The organism is Burkholderia sp. Ac-20353, assembly GCF_017104785.1.
Lineage (GTDB): Bacteria > Pseudomonadota > Gammaproteobacteria > Burkholderiales > Burkholderiaceae > Burkholderia.
This window is the reverse complement of sequence record NZ_JAAGPL010000209.1, coordinates 1-14220: the sequence shown is the minus strand read 5'-3', so window position 1 is coordinate 14220 and position 14220 is coordinate 1. Positions and strand designations below refer to the sequence as shown.

The 14220-nt window shown below is 65.8% G+C and carries 11 protein-coding genes and 1 pseudogene; 8 read left to right on the top strand and 4 right to left on the bottom strand.

Annotated features, from left to right (window positions below; all coding sequences use genetic code 11):
* Nucleotides 1–169 (bottom strand): annotated as a pseudogene (locus G3N94_RS42750) (multicopper oxidase family protein); the annotation flags it as partial.
* A gap of 560 nt (nt 170–729) precedes the next feature.
* Here G3N94_RS42750 and G3N94_RS34370 point away from each other — a divergent pair.
* Nucleotides 730–954, top strand: coding sequence for a hypothetical protein (locus G3N94_RS34370; protein ID WP_205798351.1), 225 nt, complete (start codon nt 730–732; stop codon nt 952–954).
* A gap of 136 nt (nt 955–1090) precedes the next feature.
* Here G3N94_RS34370 and G3N94_RS34365 read toward each other — a convergent pair whose 3' ends face one another.
* Entirely contained in the window at nt 1091–3319 is a 2229-nt protein-coding gene (locus tag G3N94_RS34365; protein WP_205798349.1) for an NADP-dependent isocitrate dehydrogenase, read from the bottom strand.
* A 288-nt stretch (nt 3320–3607) separates the two neighbouring features.
* Nucleotides 3608–4864, bottom strand: coding sequence for an NADP-dependent isocitrate dehydrogenase (gene icd / locus G3N94_RS34360; protein ID WP_205798347.1), 1257 nt, complete (start codon nt 4862–4864; stop codon nt 3608–3610).
* A 273-nt stretch (nt 4865–5137) separates the two neighbouring features.
* Here icd and G3N94_RS34355 point away from each other — a divergent pair, with 273 nt between their 5' ends.
* The 6 genes from G3N94_RS34355 to G3N94_RS34330 all read left to right on the top strand — a co-directional run bounded on the left by G3N94_RS34355 (nt 5138) and on the right by G3N94_RS34330 (nt 12357).
* Nucleotides 5138–5716, top strand: coding sequence for a pseudouridine synthase (locus G3N94_RS34355; RefSeq protein ID WP_205798345.1), 579 nt, complete (start codon nt 5138–5140; stop codon nt 5714–5716).
* 268 nt (nt 5717–5984) lie between these two features.
* A complete protein-coding gene (locus G3N94_RS34350) occupies nt 5985–6206 on the top strand; it encodes a hypothetical protein (protein ID WP_205798343.1) in 222 nt (73 codons plus the stop codon).
* Nucleotides 6207–6375: 169 nt separating this feature from the next.
* The gene (locus G3N94_RS34345) at nt 6376–6876 is read left to right on the top strand and encodes a DUF192 domain-containing protein (protein ID WP_205798341.1); all 501 of its coding nucleotides are present in this window, start codon (nt 6376–6378) and stop codon (nt 6874–6876) included.
* 208 nt (nt 6877–7084) lie between these two features.
* A complete protein-coding gene (fusA, locus tag G3N94_RS34340) occupies nt 7085–9199 on the top strand; it encodes an elongation factor G (RefSeq protein WP_205798339.1) in 2115 nt (704 codons plus the stop codon).
* A 139-nt stretch (nt 9200–9338) separates the two neighbouring features.
* On the top strand, nt 9339–10349 hold the full coding sequence (locus G3N94_RS34335) for a HoxN/HupN/NixA family nickel/cobalt transporter (protein ID WP_205798337.1): 1011 nt from the start codon (nt 9339–9341) through the stop codon (nt 10347–10349).
* A 289-nt stretch (nt 10350–10638) separates the two neighbouring features.
* Entirely contained in the window at nt 10639–12357 is a 1719-nt protein-coding gene (locus tag G3N94_RS34330) for a hypothetical protein (protein ID WP_205798335.1), read from the top strand.
* 30 nt (nt 12358–12387) lie between these two features.
* Here the strand turns inward: G3N94_RS34330 and G3N94_RS34325 are convergent, their stop codons facing one another.
* The gene (locus G3N94_RS34325) at nt 12388–13233 is read right to left on the bottom strand and encodes an aldo/keto reductase (protein ID WP_205798333.1); all 846 of its coding nucleotides are present in this window, start codon (nt 13231–13233) and stop codon (nt 12388–12390) included.
* 167 nt (nt 13234–13400) lie between these two features.
* On the opposite strand from G3N94_RS34325, the gene G3N94_RS34320 reads away from it, so the two are divergent.
* Nucleotides 13401–14147 (top strand): GntR family transcriptional regulator, encoded by a 747-nt coding sequence (locus tag G3N94_RS34320; protein WP_205798331.1) that lies wholly within the window; start codon nt 13401–13403, stop codon nt 14145–14147.
* Nucleotides 14148–14220: the final 73 nt, after the last annotated feature.

Here is a 14220-nt window from a genome sequence, read left to right as displayed (position 1 = left end):
CCTTCGCATGCTGGCCGTGCGACGACATGCCGGACATGCCAGGCATGTCGTCCATCGAGTCCATGTCTGCCATGCCCGCATGGCCCGCGTGCTGCGCCCACGCGCCGCGCGCGAACAGCGACGCGACGGCGACGCCGACCGCGCGCGACAGGAATGCTCTACGTATCATCAATCGGTCCTCGTTCTTTACGTTCGTTTTTTACGTTCGCTGGTGCGACGCGACCGCCATGCGGTTCCGCTACCCGCGTCATCATAACTGGCCGTCCAGATCGAGAATCGGCAGCGCCGGTCGAGCGGCGAAACGCCGCAGCCCTGCAATCGCCGGACCTCCGTCCCCCCCGTTCACCGGCGCGATTTGCCGTGACCACCGCGCATTGTCGGCAGAACCCGAAAAATTTCACGATGCGGAATAAGTCTCTGCGTTATAAAAATTCGTGGTGCACGGCACAAATTTTCTGTTTCGCGATGCCAAAATACGTTCCGCAATGCGCAACGACAATCATAATCCATTGTTTATAAACATAAATTTTTGTTTCGAGTCGCGCTTCTACGCGCACCATCGGAAAGGGGCACGGACGTAGACTTTGTCACATGCACTGGCGGTACGCAGCGACGTTCGACACGGACCACCGACGAACCCGACGCAACAGCCAGTCGAGCCGGAGTCTGCCGAATCGGCAGCAGGCGCCACGGAATTGAAACGCGTGTGATCAGAAAGGGAGAACGGAAATGAAGGGATTTCGCTTTGGTTCAGCGCTCGGGTCGTTCTACATCCTGCCGGGCAATGGCGGCTGGGAAGCGACGTTCGGTAACGCCCTGCTCGGCGCGTTCTCGTGCCCCGAGCTCGCGGCCGACCACATCTCCCGCGGCGATTGCGAGCAACTGTCCGACCTGGACACGGCGACCCTCGAAGTTCCGCACGAAATCGCGGAATGGGAAATCGTCCACGTCTGAGCCGCCCCGCAACGAAAAACGCCCCGGGCGTCCGGGGCGTTTTTCTTTCAACCGACAGCCGGGCCGAGAGGCCGTCCTGTCGCTCACTCTGCGATCGTACCGTTTCGTGCGATCGTGCCGCCTGCCGCCTGCGATATTACGCGACGGCGTCGACGATGCCGTTCAGCGTCGCGCTCGGACGCATCGCCTGGCTCGTCAGGTCAACGCTCGGGCGATAGTAGCCGCCGATGTTCATCGGCTTGCCCTGCGCGGCCGACAGCTCATCGAGGATGCGTGCCTCGTTGTCGGCGAGCGCCTTCGCGACGCCACCGAACTGCGCCTGCAGCGCGGCGTCTTCGGTCTGCTCGGCAAGCGCCTGCGCCCAGTACAGGCACAGGTAGAAGTGGCTGCCGCGGTTGTCGAGGCCGCCGACCTTGCGCGCCGGCGACTTGTTCTCGTCGAGGAACTTGCCGGTGGCCTGGTCGAGCGTCTTCGCGAGCACGAGCGCCTTCGGGTTCTGGTACGCGTGACCGAGGTGCTCGAGCGATGCAGCAAGCGCGAGGAATTCGCCGAGCGAATCCCAGCGCAGGAAACCCTCTTCGACGAACTGCTGCACGTGCTTCGGCGCGGAACCGCCTGCGCCCGTTTCGAACATGCCGCCACCTGCCATCAGCGGCACGATCGACAGCATCTTCGCGCTGGTGCCGAGTTCCATGATCGGGAACAGGTCGGTCAGGTAGTCGCGCAGCACGTTGCCCGTCACCGAGATCGTGTCCTGGCCCGCGCGGATGCGCTCGAGCGAGAAGCGGGTCGCGTCGACCGGCGTCATCACGCGGATGTCGAGGCCGTTCGTGTCGTGATCCTTCAGGTAGCGCTCGACCTTCGCGATGACCTGCGCGTCGTGTGCGCGCGCCGGATCGAGCCAGAACACGGCCGGCGCGCCGGTCGCGCGTGCGCGGTTCACCGCGAGCTTCACCCAGTCCTGGATCGGCGCATCCTTGGCCTGGCACATGCGCCAGATGTCGCCCGCTTCGACCGCGTGCTCGAGCAGCACGTTGCCCGCTTCATCGGTCACGCGCACGACGCCGTCCGCCGCGATCTCGAACGTCTTGTCATGCGAACCGTATTCTTCCGCCGCCTGCGCCATCAGGCCGACGTTCGGCACGCTGCCCATCGTGACCGGATCGAACGCGCCGTGCTGCTTGCAAGCTTCGATGACGGCCTGGTAGACGCCCGCGTAGCAGCGGTCCGGAATCACGGCCTTCGCGTCGTACAGTTCACCGTCCGGGCCCCACATGCAGCCCGACTCGCGGATCATCGCCGGCATCGACGCATCGACGATCACGTCGCTCGGCACGTGCAGGTTCGTGATGCCCTTGTCGGAGTTGACCATCGCAACGCGCGGACGCACTGCGTACACGGCCTTGATGTCGGCTTCGATCGCTTCACGCGTGTCGGCCGGCAGCTCCTTCAGACGCGCGTACAGGTCGCCGATGCCGTTGTTCGGGTTGAAGCCGGCCTGCGCGAGCACGTCCGCGTGCTTCGCGAGCGCGTCCTGGTAGTACACCGACACCGCGTGGCCGAACAGGATCGGGTCCGAGACCTTCATCATCGTCGCCTTCAGGTGCACCGAGAACAGCACGCCCTGCGCCTTCGCGTCGGCGATCTGCGCTTCGAGGAAGCTGCGCAGCGCCTTCTTGCTCATCACCGACGAATCGATGATCTCGCCGGCCTTGACGGCCGTCTTTTCCTTCAGCACCTGCGTCGTGCCGTCGGCCTTCGTCAGCGCGATCTTCACGCTGCCGGGCTCGGCGATCAGCGCCGACTTCTCGCTGCCGTAGAAGTCGCCTTCGCTCATGTGCGCGACGTGCGCCTTCGAGTCGGCCTTCCACGCGCCCATCTTGTGCGGATGCTTGCGCGCGTAGTTCTTGACCGACAGCGGCGCGCGGCGGTCCGAGTTACCTTCGCGCAGCACCGGGTTCACCGCGCTGCCCTTGATCTTGTCGTAACGGGCCTTGATGGCCTTCTCTTCGTCGGTCGACGGCTCTTCCGGATAGGCCGGCAGCTTGTAGCCCTGTGCCTGCAGTTCGGCAATCGCGGCCTTCAGCTGCGGCACCGATGCGCTGATGTTCGGCAGCTTGATGATGTTCGCTTCCGGCTTCAGCGTGAGCTGGCCCAGTTCGGCCAGATCGTCCGAACCCTTCTGCTCGGACGGCAGGACGTCCGCGAACGCGGCGATGATGCGGCCGGCGAGCGAGATGTCGCGCGTTTCGACGGCGACGCCGGACGAACGCGTGAAGGCCTTGACGATCGGCAGCAGCGAGTAGGTCGCGAGCGCCGGCGCTTCGTCGGTGAGGGTGTAGATGATCTTGGGCGAAGTGGACATGGTCGATGCGTTGCTACGTGATTGTGGGACTGAAGATCGCCGGGGGTAACCGGCGGGAGGGCGACCGGGTCGGTCGCGGAGGGAAGCGCGCGCCTAGCCGGGCGCGGGTGTTGCCTGGGCCGTCATGTTCTACCTTGCAGGGCACGCGGGCCGCGATGCGGCGTCGTGTTTGCCGGCACCGGACCGCCCTGCCAAACCTGCCATTTACAAAACACTTCGGCGAAACACCCCGGCGCCGGCAGCAGGCACCGGGGCGGCCGGCCACGCGCCGGCCCACCCCGGAGGGACTTACATGTTCTCGATCAGCACTTCGCCGAAGCCCGAGCACGACACCTGCGTCGCGCCTTCCATCAGGCGCGCGAAGTCGTACGTGACGCGCTTCTGCTGGATCGACTTTTCCATCGCGGCGATGATCACGTCCGCCGCTTCGGTCCAGCCGAGGTGGCGCAGCATCATTTCGGCCGACAGGATCTCGGAACCCGGGTTCACGTAATCCTTGCCCGCGTACTTCGGCGCGGTGCCGTGCGTCGCCTCGAACATCGCGACCGAATCCGACAGGTTCGCGCCCGGTGCGATGCCGATGCCGCCGACCTGCGCGGCGAGCGCGTCGGAGATGTAGTCGCCGTTCAGGTTCAGCGTCGCGATCACGTCGTATTCGGCCGGGCGCAGCAGGATCTGCTGCAGGAACGCGTCGGCGATCGAATCCTTGATCACGATCTCGGCGCCCGTCTTCGGGTTCTTCACGCGCATCCACGGGCCGCCGTCGATCAGCTCGCCGCCGAACTCCTTCTGCGCGAGCGCGTAGCCGGCGTCACGGAACAGGCCTTCCGTGAACTTCATGATGTTGCCCTTGTGCACCAGCGTGACCGACTTGCGGTCGTTGTCGATCGCGTACTGGATCGCCTTGCGCACGAGACGCTCGGTGCCTTCCGTCGACACGGGCTTGACGCCGATCCCCGAGGTTTCCGGGAAGCGGATCTTCTTCACGCCCATCTCTTCCTGCAGGAACTTGATGACCTTCTTCGCCTGCTCCGACTCGGCCGCCCACTCGATGCCCGCGTAGATGTCTTCCGAGTTCTCGCGGAAGATCACCATGTCGATCTTGTGCGGCTCGCGCACCGGCGACGGCACGCCCTTGAAGTACTGGACCGGGCGCAGGCACACGTACAGGTCGAGCTCCTGGCGCAGCGCGACGTTCAGCGAGCGGATGCCGCCGCCGACCGGGGTCGTCAGCGGCCCCTTGATCGACACCACGTATTCCTTCAGCACCTGCAGCGTCTCGTCCGGCAGCCACACGTCCGGGCCGTAGACTTTCGTCGCCTTCTCGCCCGCGTAGATCTCCATCCAGTGGATCTTGCGCTTGCCCTTGTACGCCCGTTCGACCGCCGCATCGACAACCTTGATCATGACCGGGGTGATATCGAAGCCCGTACCGTCGCCTTCGATATAGGGAATGATCGGCTGCTCGGAAACGTTGAGCGTGTAATCCTTGTTGACGGTGATCTTGTCACCGCCCTCCGGAACCTTGATGTGCTGATACGGCATGGTCGACTCCAGTGACGTGGCTGAGCAGGTAAGGCTGGTCGAAAGCTGCGCGTGACGGGAGTGCGGCATGGTCGCTCCCGTGACTGCTGCAGTGAGCCGCTATTCTAGCGCCCCTATCGGGCACGGCGGCGCGAAGCGCGGCGCTGCGTATCAAATCCCCCCTTATGTCTTATATAAGACAGAGGACTTGGCGTTCCGTATTATGCATTAAGATTCCGCCATTTGCCATAGACTGCCCGCGCCGCCCCTCTGGTGTGCCGGGCGCGTTCCGCCATGACCCTGATCGCCCTCAACAAGCCGTTCGGCACGATTTGCCAGTTTTCCGCGCACGAGACGCGGCCGTCGCTCGGCGACTGGGTAAAAACGCCCGGCGTCTACGCCGCCGGCCGGCTCGACGCGGACAGCGAGGGGCTGCTGCTGCTCACCGACGATGGCGCGCTGCAGGCCCGCATCGCCGAACCCCGCCACAAGCTCGTCAAGCGCTACTGGGCGCAGGTCGACGGCGCACCGGGCCCGGCCGACCTGAAGGCGCTCGCGCGCGGCGTCGATCTCGGCGACTATGTGACGCGCCCGTGCCGCGCCGAATTCATCGAGCCGCCCGCCGCGCTGTGGCCGCGCAACCCGCCGATCCGCTTCCGTGCGGCGATTCCGACCACGTGGATCGAGCTCGCGATCACCGAAGGCAAGAACCGCCAGGTGCGCCGGATGACGGCTGCGGTCGGCTTTCCGACCTTGCGTCTCGTGCGCGTCGGCATCGGCTCGCTGGATATATTCGCGCTCGGCATTGCTCCAGGAGAAACAATCGCACTGCCGCCGCGTGCACCCTGGGACGGTTTCGCGCGCATCGAATGACATTTCTTCGATGCGCGAATTTTTTCGTCAACCGCCTGCGAAGATCGCGCGTTAAACCACGCAGATGCCAACCAGAGCTATCCGGCATTGGCAGCCGAACCGCGTTTGCGTCACGAAAGCGACGTTTTTTTCGAATACGATTCGGCGCCCGCAGCGCAAAGAGAAATTTCTCAAAGCGTCTGTCAACCGAAAGGTGGATGGCACCGTTAGACGTCATGACTCCTATGCCGGGTCATTTGGTTAATTAACTAAAGCTGAGGAACACAACATGAACAAACTGATCGCCGCTCTGGTCGCTGGTCTCTTCGCAACGGCAGCTTTCGCACAAGCTTCGGCACCGGCAGCTGCTCCGGCCGCTGCTGCTCCGGCAGAAGCTGCTTCGGCACCGGCTAAGAAGGCAACGCACAAGAAGCACCACGCTGCTAAGAAGCACCACGCAGCGAAGAAGGCAGCTAGCGAAGCCGAAGCACCGGCAGCTGCTTCGAACTAAGTAAGCAAGCTGTAAAAATAACGCAGTCAAGAACACGTTGTTGCCGTTCTTACGGCGTTGAAAGGCAGGTCACCGCAAGGCGATCTGCCTTTTTCTTTTTTGTGCCCGCCAATACGCGTATACGCATCGCGTAACATGCGGGTCTCGATTTTCCGAAAGGAGCCCTGCTGTGCGATTCTCCCTGCGCTCGTCGCTCGGCCGCCTTGCGCGCGCCGCCGTGTTCCCTGCCGCGCTCGCCGTTGCCGCGCTCGGCATGCAATCCGCCGTCGCGCAGATGCCGCCCGGTGCCAAGCAGCCGAGCGAGTTCCCGCGCGTCAAGCTGCGCGCCGGCATGTACGTGATCGATGCGGCCGTCGCGGCCAACGACGCCGATCGCGAACAGGGGCTGATGTTCCGCTCGCAGCTCGCGCCGAACGAAGGGATGCTGTTCGTGTTCAACGAGAACGCCGTGCATTGCTTCTGGATGAAGAACACGCTGATCCCGCTGTCGATCGCGTTCATCCGCGCGGACGGCACGATCACCGACATCGACGAGATGAAGGCCGAGACGACCGACAACCACTGCCCGCGCAACAACGGCGTGTATGCACTCGAAATGAGCAAGGGCTGGTTCGCCGCGAAGGGCATCAAGCCCGGCATGAAGCTCGACGGGCTGCCGCAACCGCAGTGACGGCACCTGCCGCGGCGCGACGCCGCGCGTGTCCACCGGCCGGCCGCCCTGCGCGTGCCGGCTTTTTTTCGCCCGCCGCCCGTCTTGATTCCGGGCGCGCGGCCCGCATCTGCAAAAGCCACACGCAAGCGCTATCCTTTAAATCTCAACTGATTTCCCCGGTCCGGCGCCGCCGGCCGGCTTACGACCCGAACCACTGGAGGTTCACGTGCCCCGCAAAACCCCCATCGAGCGCTATCGCAATATCGGGATCAGCGCTCACATCGATGCCGGCAAAACCACGACTACCGAACGCATCCTGTTCTATACCGGCGTGAGCCACAAGATCGGCGAAGTGCACGACGGCGCGGCCACGATGGACTGGATGGAGCAGGAGCAGGAACGCGGCATCACGATCACGTCGGCCGCGACCACGGCCTTCTGGAAGGGCATGGCCGGCAATTATCCGGAACACCGGATCAACATCATCGACACCCCCGGGCACGTCGATTTCACGATCGAGGTCGAGCGTTCGATGCGCGTGCTCGACGGCGCGTGCATGGTCTACGATTCGGTCGGCGGCGTGCAGCCGCAGTCGGAAACCGTGTGGCGCCAGGCGAACAAGTACAAGGTGCCGCGCATCGCGTTCGTCAACAAGATGGACCGCGTCGGCGCCGATTTCTTCCGCGTGCAGCGGCAGATTGGCGAGCGCCTGAAGGGCATCGCCGTGCCGATCCAGATTCCGGTCGGCGCGGAAGACCATTTCCAGGGCGTCGTCGATCTCGTGAAGATGAAGGCGATCGTGTGGGACGACGAGAGCCAGGGTGTGAAGTTCGCGTACGAGGACATCCCGGCGAACCTCGTCGAACTCGCGCACGAATGGCGCGAGAAGATGGTCGAGGCTGCGGCCGAGGCCAGCGAGGAGTTGCTCGAGAAATACCTGACCGACCACAACTCGCTGACCGAGGAAGAGATCAAGGCCGCGCTGCGCAAGCGCACGATCGCGAACGAGATCGTGCCGATGCTGTGCGGCAGCGCGTTCAAGAACAAGGGCGTGCAGGCGATGCTCGACGCGGTGATCGACTATCTGCCGTCGCCCGTCGACGTGCCCGCGATCCTCGGCCACACCCTCGACGACAAGGAAGCGGAGCGTCATCCGAGCGACGACGAGCCGTTCTCGGCGCTCGCGTTCAAGATCATGACGGACCCGTTCGTCGGCCAGCTGATCTTCTTCCGCGTGTATTCGGGCGTCGTCAACTCGGGCGACACGGTGCTGAACCCGACCAAGGACAAGAAGGAACGCCTCGGCCGGATCCTGCAGATGCATGCGAACGAGCGCAAGGAAATCAAGGAGGTGCGCGCGGGCGACATCGCAGCCGCGGTCGGCCTGAAGGAAGCGACGACGGGCGACACGCTGTGCGATCCAGTGAAGCCGATCATCCTCGAGAAGATGGAATTCCCGGAGCCGGTGATCTCGCAGGCGGTCGAGCCGAAGACCAAGGCCGACCAGGAAAAGATGGGCCTCGCGCTGAACCGTCTCGCGCAGGAAGACCCGTCGTTCCGCGTGCAGACCGACGAGGAATCGGGCCAGACGATCATCTCCGGGATGGGTGAACTGCACCTCGAGATCATCGTCGACCGGATGAAGCGCGAGTTCGGCGTCGAGGCGACAGTCGGCAAGCCGCAGGTCGCGTATCGCGAGACGGTGCGCACGGTGGCCGACGACGTCGAGGGCAAGTTCGTCAAGCAGTCGGGCGGCCGCGGCCAGTACGGCCACGCGGTGATCAAGCTCGAGCCGAACCCCGGCAAGGGCTATGAATTCCTCGACGAGATCAAGGGTGGCGTGATTCCGCGCGAATTCATCCCGGCGGTCAACAAGGGCATCGAGGAAACACTGAAGAGCGGCGTGCTCGCGGGCTATCCGGTCGTCGACGTGAAGGTGCACCTGACGTTCGGCTCGTACCACGACGTCGACTCGAACGAAAACGCGTTCCGGATGGCCGGCTCGATGGCGTTCAAGGAAGCGATGCGCCGCGCGAAGCCGGTGCTGCTCGAGCCGATGATGGCGGTCGAGGTCGAGACGCCCGAGGACTTCATGGGCAACGTGATGGGCGACCTGTCGAGCCGGCGCGGCATCGTGCAGGGGATGGAGGACATCGCGGGCGGCGGCGGCAAGCTCGTGCGCGCCGAAGTGCCGCTCGCGGAGATGTTCGGCTACTCGACGTCGCTGCGTTCGGCGACCCAGGGTCGCGCCACGTACACGATGGAGTTCAAGCACTACGCGGAGACGCCGACGAACGTGTCGGAGGCGGTGATCAACGCGAAGCGCACCGACACGCGGTAACGCCGGCCAAGGCCGCACCCGAAGCCCGTCCGTTCGCGGACGGGCTTTTTTTGTTCTTCACACCGATCCGTGAACCGGCCGACCGCGCATTTTTGCCCGTGACACAATGCGCGGCATACCATCAGACGAATCCACGCCGATGCCGCTCCGCCCTGCCCTGCGCCGCCTGCTGATGCTCTATGCGGGACTGCTCGCCGCCAACGCCGCCGTCTGGCTGTGGGCGCTCGTAGCGCTGCGCGATCGGCCGCTCCTGCTCGGCACGGCGGCGATCGCGTATGGACTCGGCTTGCGCCATGCGGTCGATGCCGATCACATCGCCGCAATCGACGTCGCAACCCGCAAGCTGATGCAGCACGGACAGCGTCCGCTGACCGTCGGCCTGTTCTTCTCGCTCGGCCATTCGACGATCGTCGTCGCCGCGACGCTCGGCGTCGCGCTGACCGCGTTCGCGCTGCGCGCGCGCTTCGACGCGTTTCGCGACATCGGCGGCACGCTCGGCTCGGCCGTGTCCGCGACCTTCCTGCTCGTGCTCGCCGGCGTGAACCTCGCGATCCTGCGCGACGTATGGCGACGCTACCGCCGGCGCGCGCCGGACGGGGCCGACGCCGTGCACACGCACCGGCCGGCCGGCTTCGTCGCACGCCTGCTGCGTCCGCTGTTCCGGTTCGTGTCGAAAAGCTGGCACATGTATCCGGTCGGCGTGCTGTTCGGGCTCGGTTTCGATACCGCAACCGAAATCGGCCTGCTCGCGATCGCCGCTGCGCAGGCGAGCCAGGGCCTGCCGCTTTACGCGATCCTGTTGTTTCCCGCGCTTTTCATGGCCGGCATGACGTTGATCGACTCGACGGACAACGTGCTGATGATCCACGCATACGGCTGGGCGATGGACGATCCGCAGCGCAAGCTTCTTTACAACGCGAGCATCACGTTCGTGTCTGCGGCCGTCGCGCTTGCGATCGGCGGCATCGAAGCAGCCGGGCTGCTCGCCGACAGGGTTGCGCTGACCGGGCCCGTGCGCGATGCACTCGATGCGGTCGGCGAGCGGTTCGGCGCGATCGGTTACGGGATCGTCGCGCTGTTCCTGACCTGCTGGATCGCATCGATCCTGTTCCACCGCTGGCAGCGTGCGGCCGACGCGCCGGCCCGCTGATCTTCCTTCTGACGTTTCAGTTCAGAAACAAAAAGCCTGCACCCACGTTTCGGCATCGCTCGCGCGCAATGCTCACGCCTTGCGCGGTGGGCGTCAGCGGCCGATGGCACGGATCTCGCAGAGCAGGGTTCGCACGGCGGGCCCGCGTGCCGATCGACGTTTGCGGCTGGTCATGCGCCAGCCCTGACGGAATCGGCCGCCGAAACGACAACGCATCTTCTGGCCCCTGGGCACCACACGCGAATAGCCGCGCGGCGACGGGGTCTGCGCGCGCTTTGGGAGGCCAAAGATGCACAAGACGAAAAAGCCGTTCCGCGCGGCGGGACGATGCTATCGCGCGACCTTGCTGGCAGCAGCCGCGTTCGCGTGCTGCTGCGGGTCATATGCGCTCGCGCAAGAGACTACGCCCACCACGCTCGCCGACGGGCAGTCGCGCAGCATGGCGCCGATCGCCGCGCCGTTGCAGGTCGCGCAGAACGCGATGACTGATGCGATGCCTGATGCGATGCCCGATGCGTCCGCCAATACGGACGTCACGCAGTTGCTCGCCGAACTGGCGTCGCCGTGTTCGGCCGATTCGATGGCGTGCGGACCCGGCTCTCATCTTGCCGGCGGCGTGGGCGGCAACGGCGGGAGCGGAATCGGAAGTGGCGGCAACCCGGGCAGCGGCAGCGGAAGCAGCAGCAACGGGAACAACGGGAATGGCACCGTCGGGCCCGCCGGCACCGCGGTCGGCGGGACGACAGGTTCGACTTCCGGCGGCACGAGCGGCAATGGCCGGGGCGGTAACTCCGCGGGTAACGCATCGGGCAACGGTGGATCTGGTGGTGGAACGTCGGGTGGCGGTACTTCGGGTGGCGGTACTTCGGGTGGCGGTACTTCGGGTGGCGGCACTTCGGGTGGCGGCACTTCGGGTGGCGGCACTTCGGGTGGCGGCACTTCGGGTGGCGGCACTTCGGGTGGCGGCACTTCCGGTGGCGGCACTTCCGGTGGCGGCACTTCCGGTGGCGGCACTTCCGGTGGCGGCACTTCCGGTGGCGGCACTTCCGGTGGCGGCACTTCGGGCGGCGGCACTTCGGGCGGCGGCACCTCCGGTGGCGGCACCTCCGGTGGCGGTACTTCCGGTGGCGGCACTTCCGGTGGCGGCACTTCCGGTGGCGGCACTTCGGGTGGCGGTACTTCGGGTGGCGGCGACTGTGGCTGCGGAGGCCATGGCGGACATGGAGGCCACGGAGGCGGTGACGGCGGCGGTGACGGTGACGGCGGTGGTCACAGCAGCGGCGGTGGTCACGGCAACGGAGGTGGTGGCGGCAGTGGCGACGGCGGCGGTAACGGTGGCCACGGCAATGGCGGCGGCAGTGGCGACGGCGGCGGTAACGGCGGCCACGGCAATGGCGGCGGCAGTGGCGACGGCGGCGGTAGCGGCGGCCACGGCAATGGCGGCGGCAGTGGCGACGGCGGCGGTAACGGCGGCCACGGCAATGGCGGCGGCAGTGGCGACGGTAACGGCGGCGGCAACGGCCATGGCAACGGTGGCCACGGCAACGGCGGCGGTAACGGTAATGGCACAGGCAGCGGCGGTGCTGGAAACGGCGGTGCCAACGGCGTCGGCAATGGCAACGGTGGCCACGGCAATGGCGGCGGCAACGGTAATGGTAACGGCGGCGGCGGTGCTGGAAACGGTGGTGCCAACGGCGGTGGCAATGGCAACGGCGGCCACGGCAACGGCGGCGGTAACGGCAATGGCAACGGTAGTGGCGGTGCCGGAAACGGCGGTGCCAACGGCGTCGGCAATGGCAACGGCAACGGTGGCAGCAATGGCGGCCGCGGCAACGGCGGCCATGGCAACGGTGGCGGCAACGGCAATGGCAACGGCAGTGGTGGCGCCGGCAACGGTGGCGCGAACGGCGTTGGCAACGGCAACGGCAATGGCGGCAGCAACGGCGGCCATGGCAACGGCGGTGGCCATGGCAACGGGAACGGGAACGGGAACGGGAACGGCCACTGACCCGCGCAGCGCCGCCCGGCGCTGCAAAGGTCAGAGCATTTCGAGCGCGCGTTTGCTGCGTGGCGGACGGAAATACGCGTCAAGCTGCGCGCGCTCGTCATCGCTCAACACGAGATCGAGCGCGGCGCGGTTGTCGCGCACGTGCTCGATCCGCGCCGCCTTCGGGATCGCAAACACGCCCGGCTGCGCGAGCACCCACGCGAGCGCGACGCGCATCACCGATACGCCGCGCAACCGTGCGATCTCGTCGAGCGGCGAATGTTTCGGCAGGCGTGCGTGATCGACCGGGCTATAGGCCATCGCCGGCATCCGGCGCGCGGCAAGCCACGGCAGCAGGTCGAACGCCGCACCGCGCCGCGCGATGTTGTAGAGAATCTGGTTGGTCGCGCACGCGGCGCCGCCCGCTTCGTCGACGAGTTCTTCCATGTCGGCCGTGTCGAAATTGCTCACGCCCCAGTGGCGGATCTTGCCCGCGCGACGTAGCGCCTCGAACCCTTCGACCATCTCCGCGAGCGGCACCGAGCCGCGCCAGTGCAACAGATAGAGATCCAGACGATCGGTGCGCAGGCGCTTGAGGCTCGCGTCGCATGCCGCCACGACACCCCGGCGGCCCGCATGATGCGGGTACACCTTGCTGACCAGGAACACGTCGTCGCGCAAACCGGCGAGCGCCTCGCCGACGAGGTCCTCGGTCGCACCTTCGCCGTACATCTCCGCGGTATCGATCAGCGTCATCCCGAGCGCGACGCCCTCGCGCAGCGCGGCGATCTCGTCCGCGCGGCGGGACGGATGCTCGCCCATCTCCCAGGTCCCCTGCCCGAGCTTCGGGATCGTCTCGCCGTCAGGCAGGACGACCGTGGCGATCGTGTCTGTCATGCGTTCCTCGCTGCGAAAAACGTGGCCGCGCACGGCGGCAATGGCATCGAATACGACGCATCAGTGTAGCCATTCGGCGCCGCGACCGACTGTTGCACGGCAAAAACCGGCTATAACGGCGCCGCATGATGACTTAGAATGGCCGCAACCTGATCGACAACCATTCCATGAAGGCAACGACGGACGACCGCTGGCAGGACCTGCGCCCCGACCCGGACAACGACACCCCGCTCTATCTGCAGCTCGCCCGCAAGCTCGGCGAAGCGATTCACGACAACCGCTGGACGGCCGGCGAAGCGTTGCCGTCCGAGCGCGTGCTGTCGGAAGCACTCGGCGTGTCGCGCATCACCGCGCGCAAGGCGATTGCGCTCCTCGTCGAGCAAGGGATGATCCGGCGCACGCAAGGCGCGGGCAATTTCATCCAGCCGCGCTACGAGGATCCGCTGTCGCGCCTGTCGAGCTTCAGCGAGATGGTCGAACGCCTCGGGTTCAAGCCGAGCTCGCAATGGCTCGCGCGCGAAATCCAGCCCGCGAATCGCGACGAAGTCATCCAGCTCGGCCTGTCGCCGACGGCGTCGGTTACACGATTGAAACGCCTGCGCCTCGCGGACGGCATCGTGATGGCCGTCGAGAACTCGACATTCCCTGCGACCTTGATTCCCGATCCGCAGGCAGTCGGCGATTCGCTGTACAGCTACCTCGAAGCGCGCGGCACGCCGATCGTGCGCGCGCTGCAGCATTTCCGCGCGGTCAACGCGACTGACGAGATCGCGCGGCAAATGGGCATCGCACCGCACGACGCACTGCTGCTGATCACCCGGATCGGCTACACGGCCGACCAGCGCGCGATCGAGCTGACCGACACCTATTGCCGGAACGACTACTACGACTTCGTCGTCGAGTTGCGCAAGTAAGCGCCGTCGCGCCGCCCGCATGCCGCGCACCGCGCCCGATCGCCGAGCGCCACCACGCGACCGTGCGCTTGCA

Coding starts and splice junctions, on each gene's coding strand:
- G3N94_RS34320 (WP_205798331.1), top strand. CDS start 13,401: ATGAAGGCAACGACGGACGACCGCTGGCAGGACCTGCGCCCCGACCCG.
- G3N94_RS34350 (WP_205798343.1), top strand. CDS start 5,985: ATGAACAAACTGATCGCCGCTCTGGTCGCTGGTCTCTTCGCAACGGCA.
- G3N94_RS34365 (WP_205798349.1), bottom strand. CDS start 3,319: ATGTCCACTTCGCCCAAGATCATCTACACCCTCACCGACGAAGCGCCG.
- G3N94_RS34370 (WP_205798351.1), top strand. CDS start 730: ATGAAGGGATTTCGCTTTGGTTCAGCGCTCGGGTCGTTCTACATCCTG.
- icd (WP_205798347.1), bottom strand. CDS start 4,864: ATGCCGTATCAGCACATCAAGGTTCCGGAGGGCGGTGACAAGATCACC.
- G3N94_RS34355 (WP_205798345.1), top strand. CDS start 5,138: ATGACCCTGATCGCCCTCAACAAGCCGTTCGGCACGATTTGCCAGTTT.
- G3N94_RS34335 (WP_205798337.1), top strand. CDS start 9,339: ATGCCGCTCCGCCCTGCCCTGCGCCGCCTGCTGATGCTCTATGCGGGA.
- G3N94_RS34330 (WP_205798335.1), top strand. CDS start 10,639: ATGCACAAGACGAAAAAGCCGTTCCGCGCGGCGGGACGATGCTATCGC.
- G3N94_RS34325 (WP_205798333.1), bottom strand. CDS start 13,233: ATGACAGACACGATCGCCACGGTCGTCCTGCCTGACGGCGAGACGATC.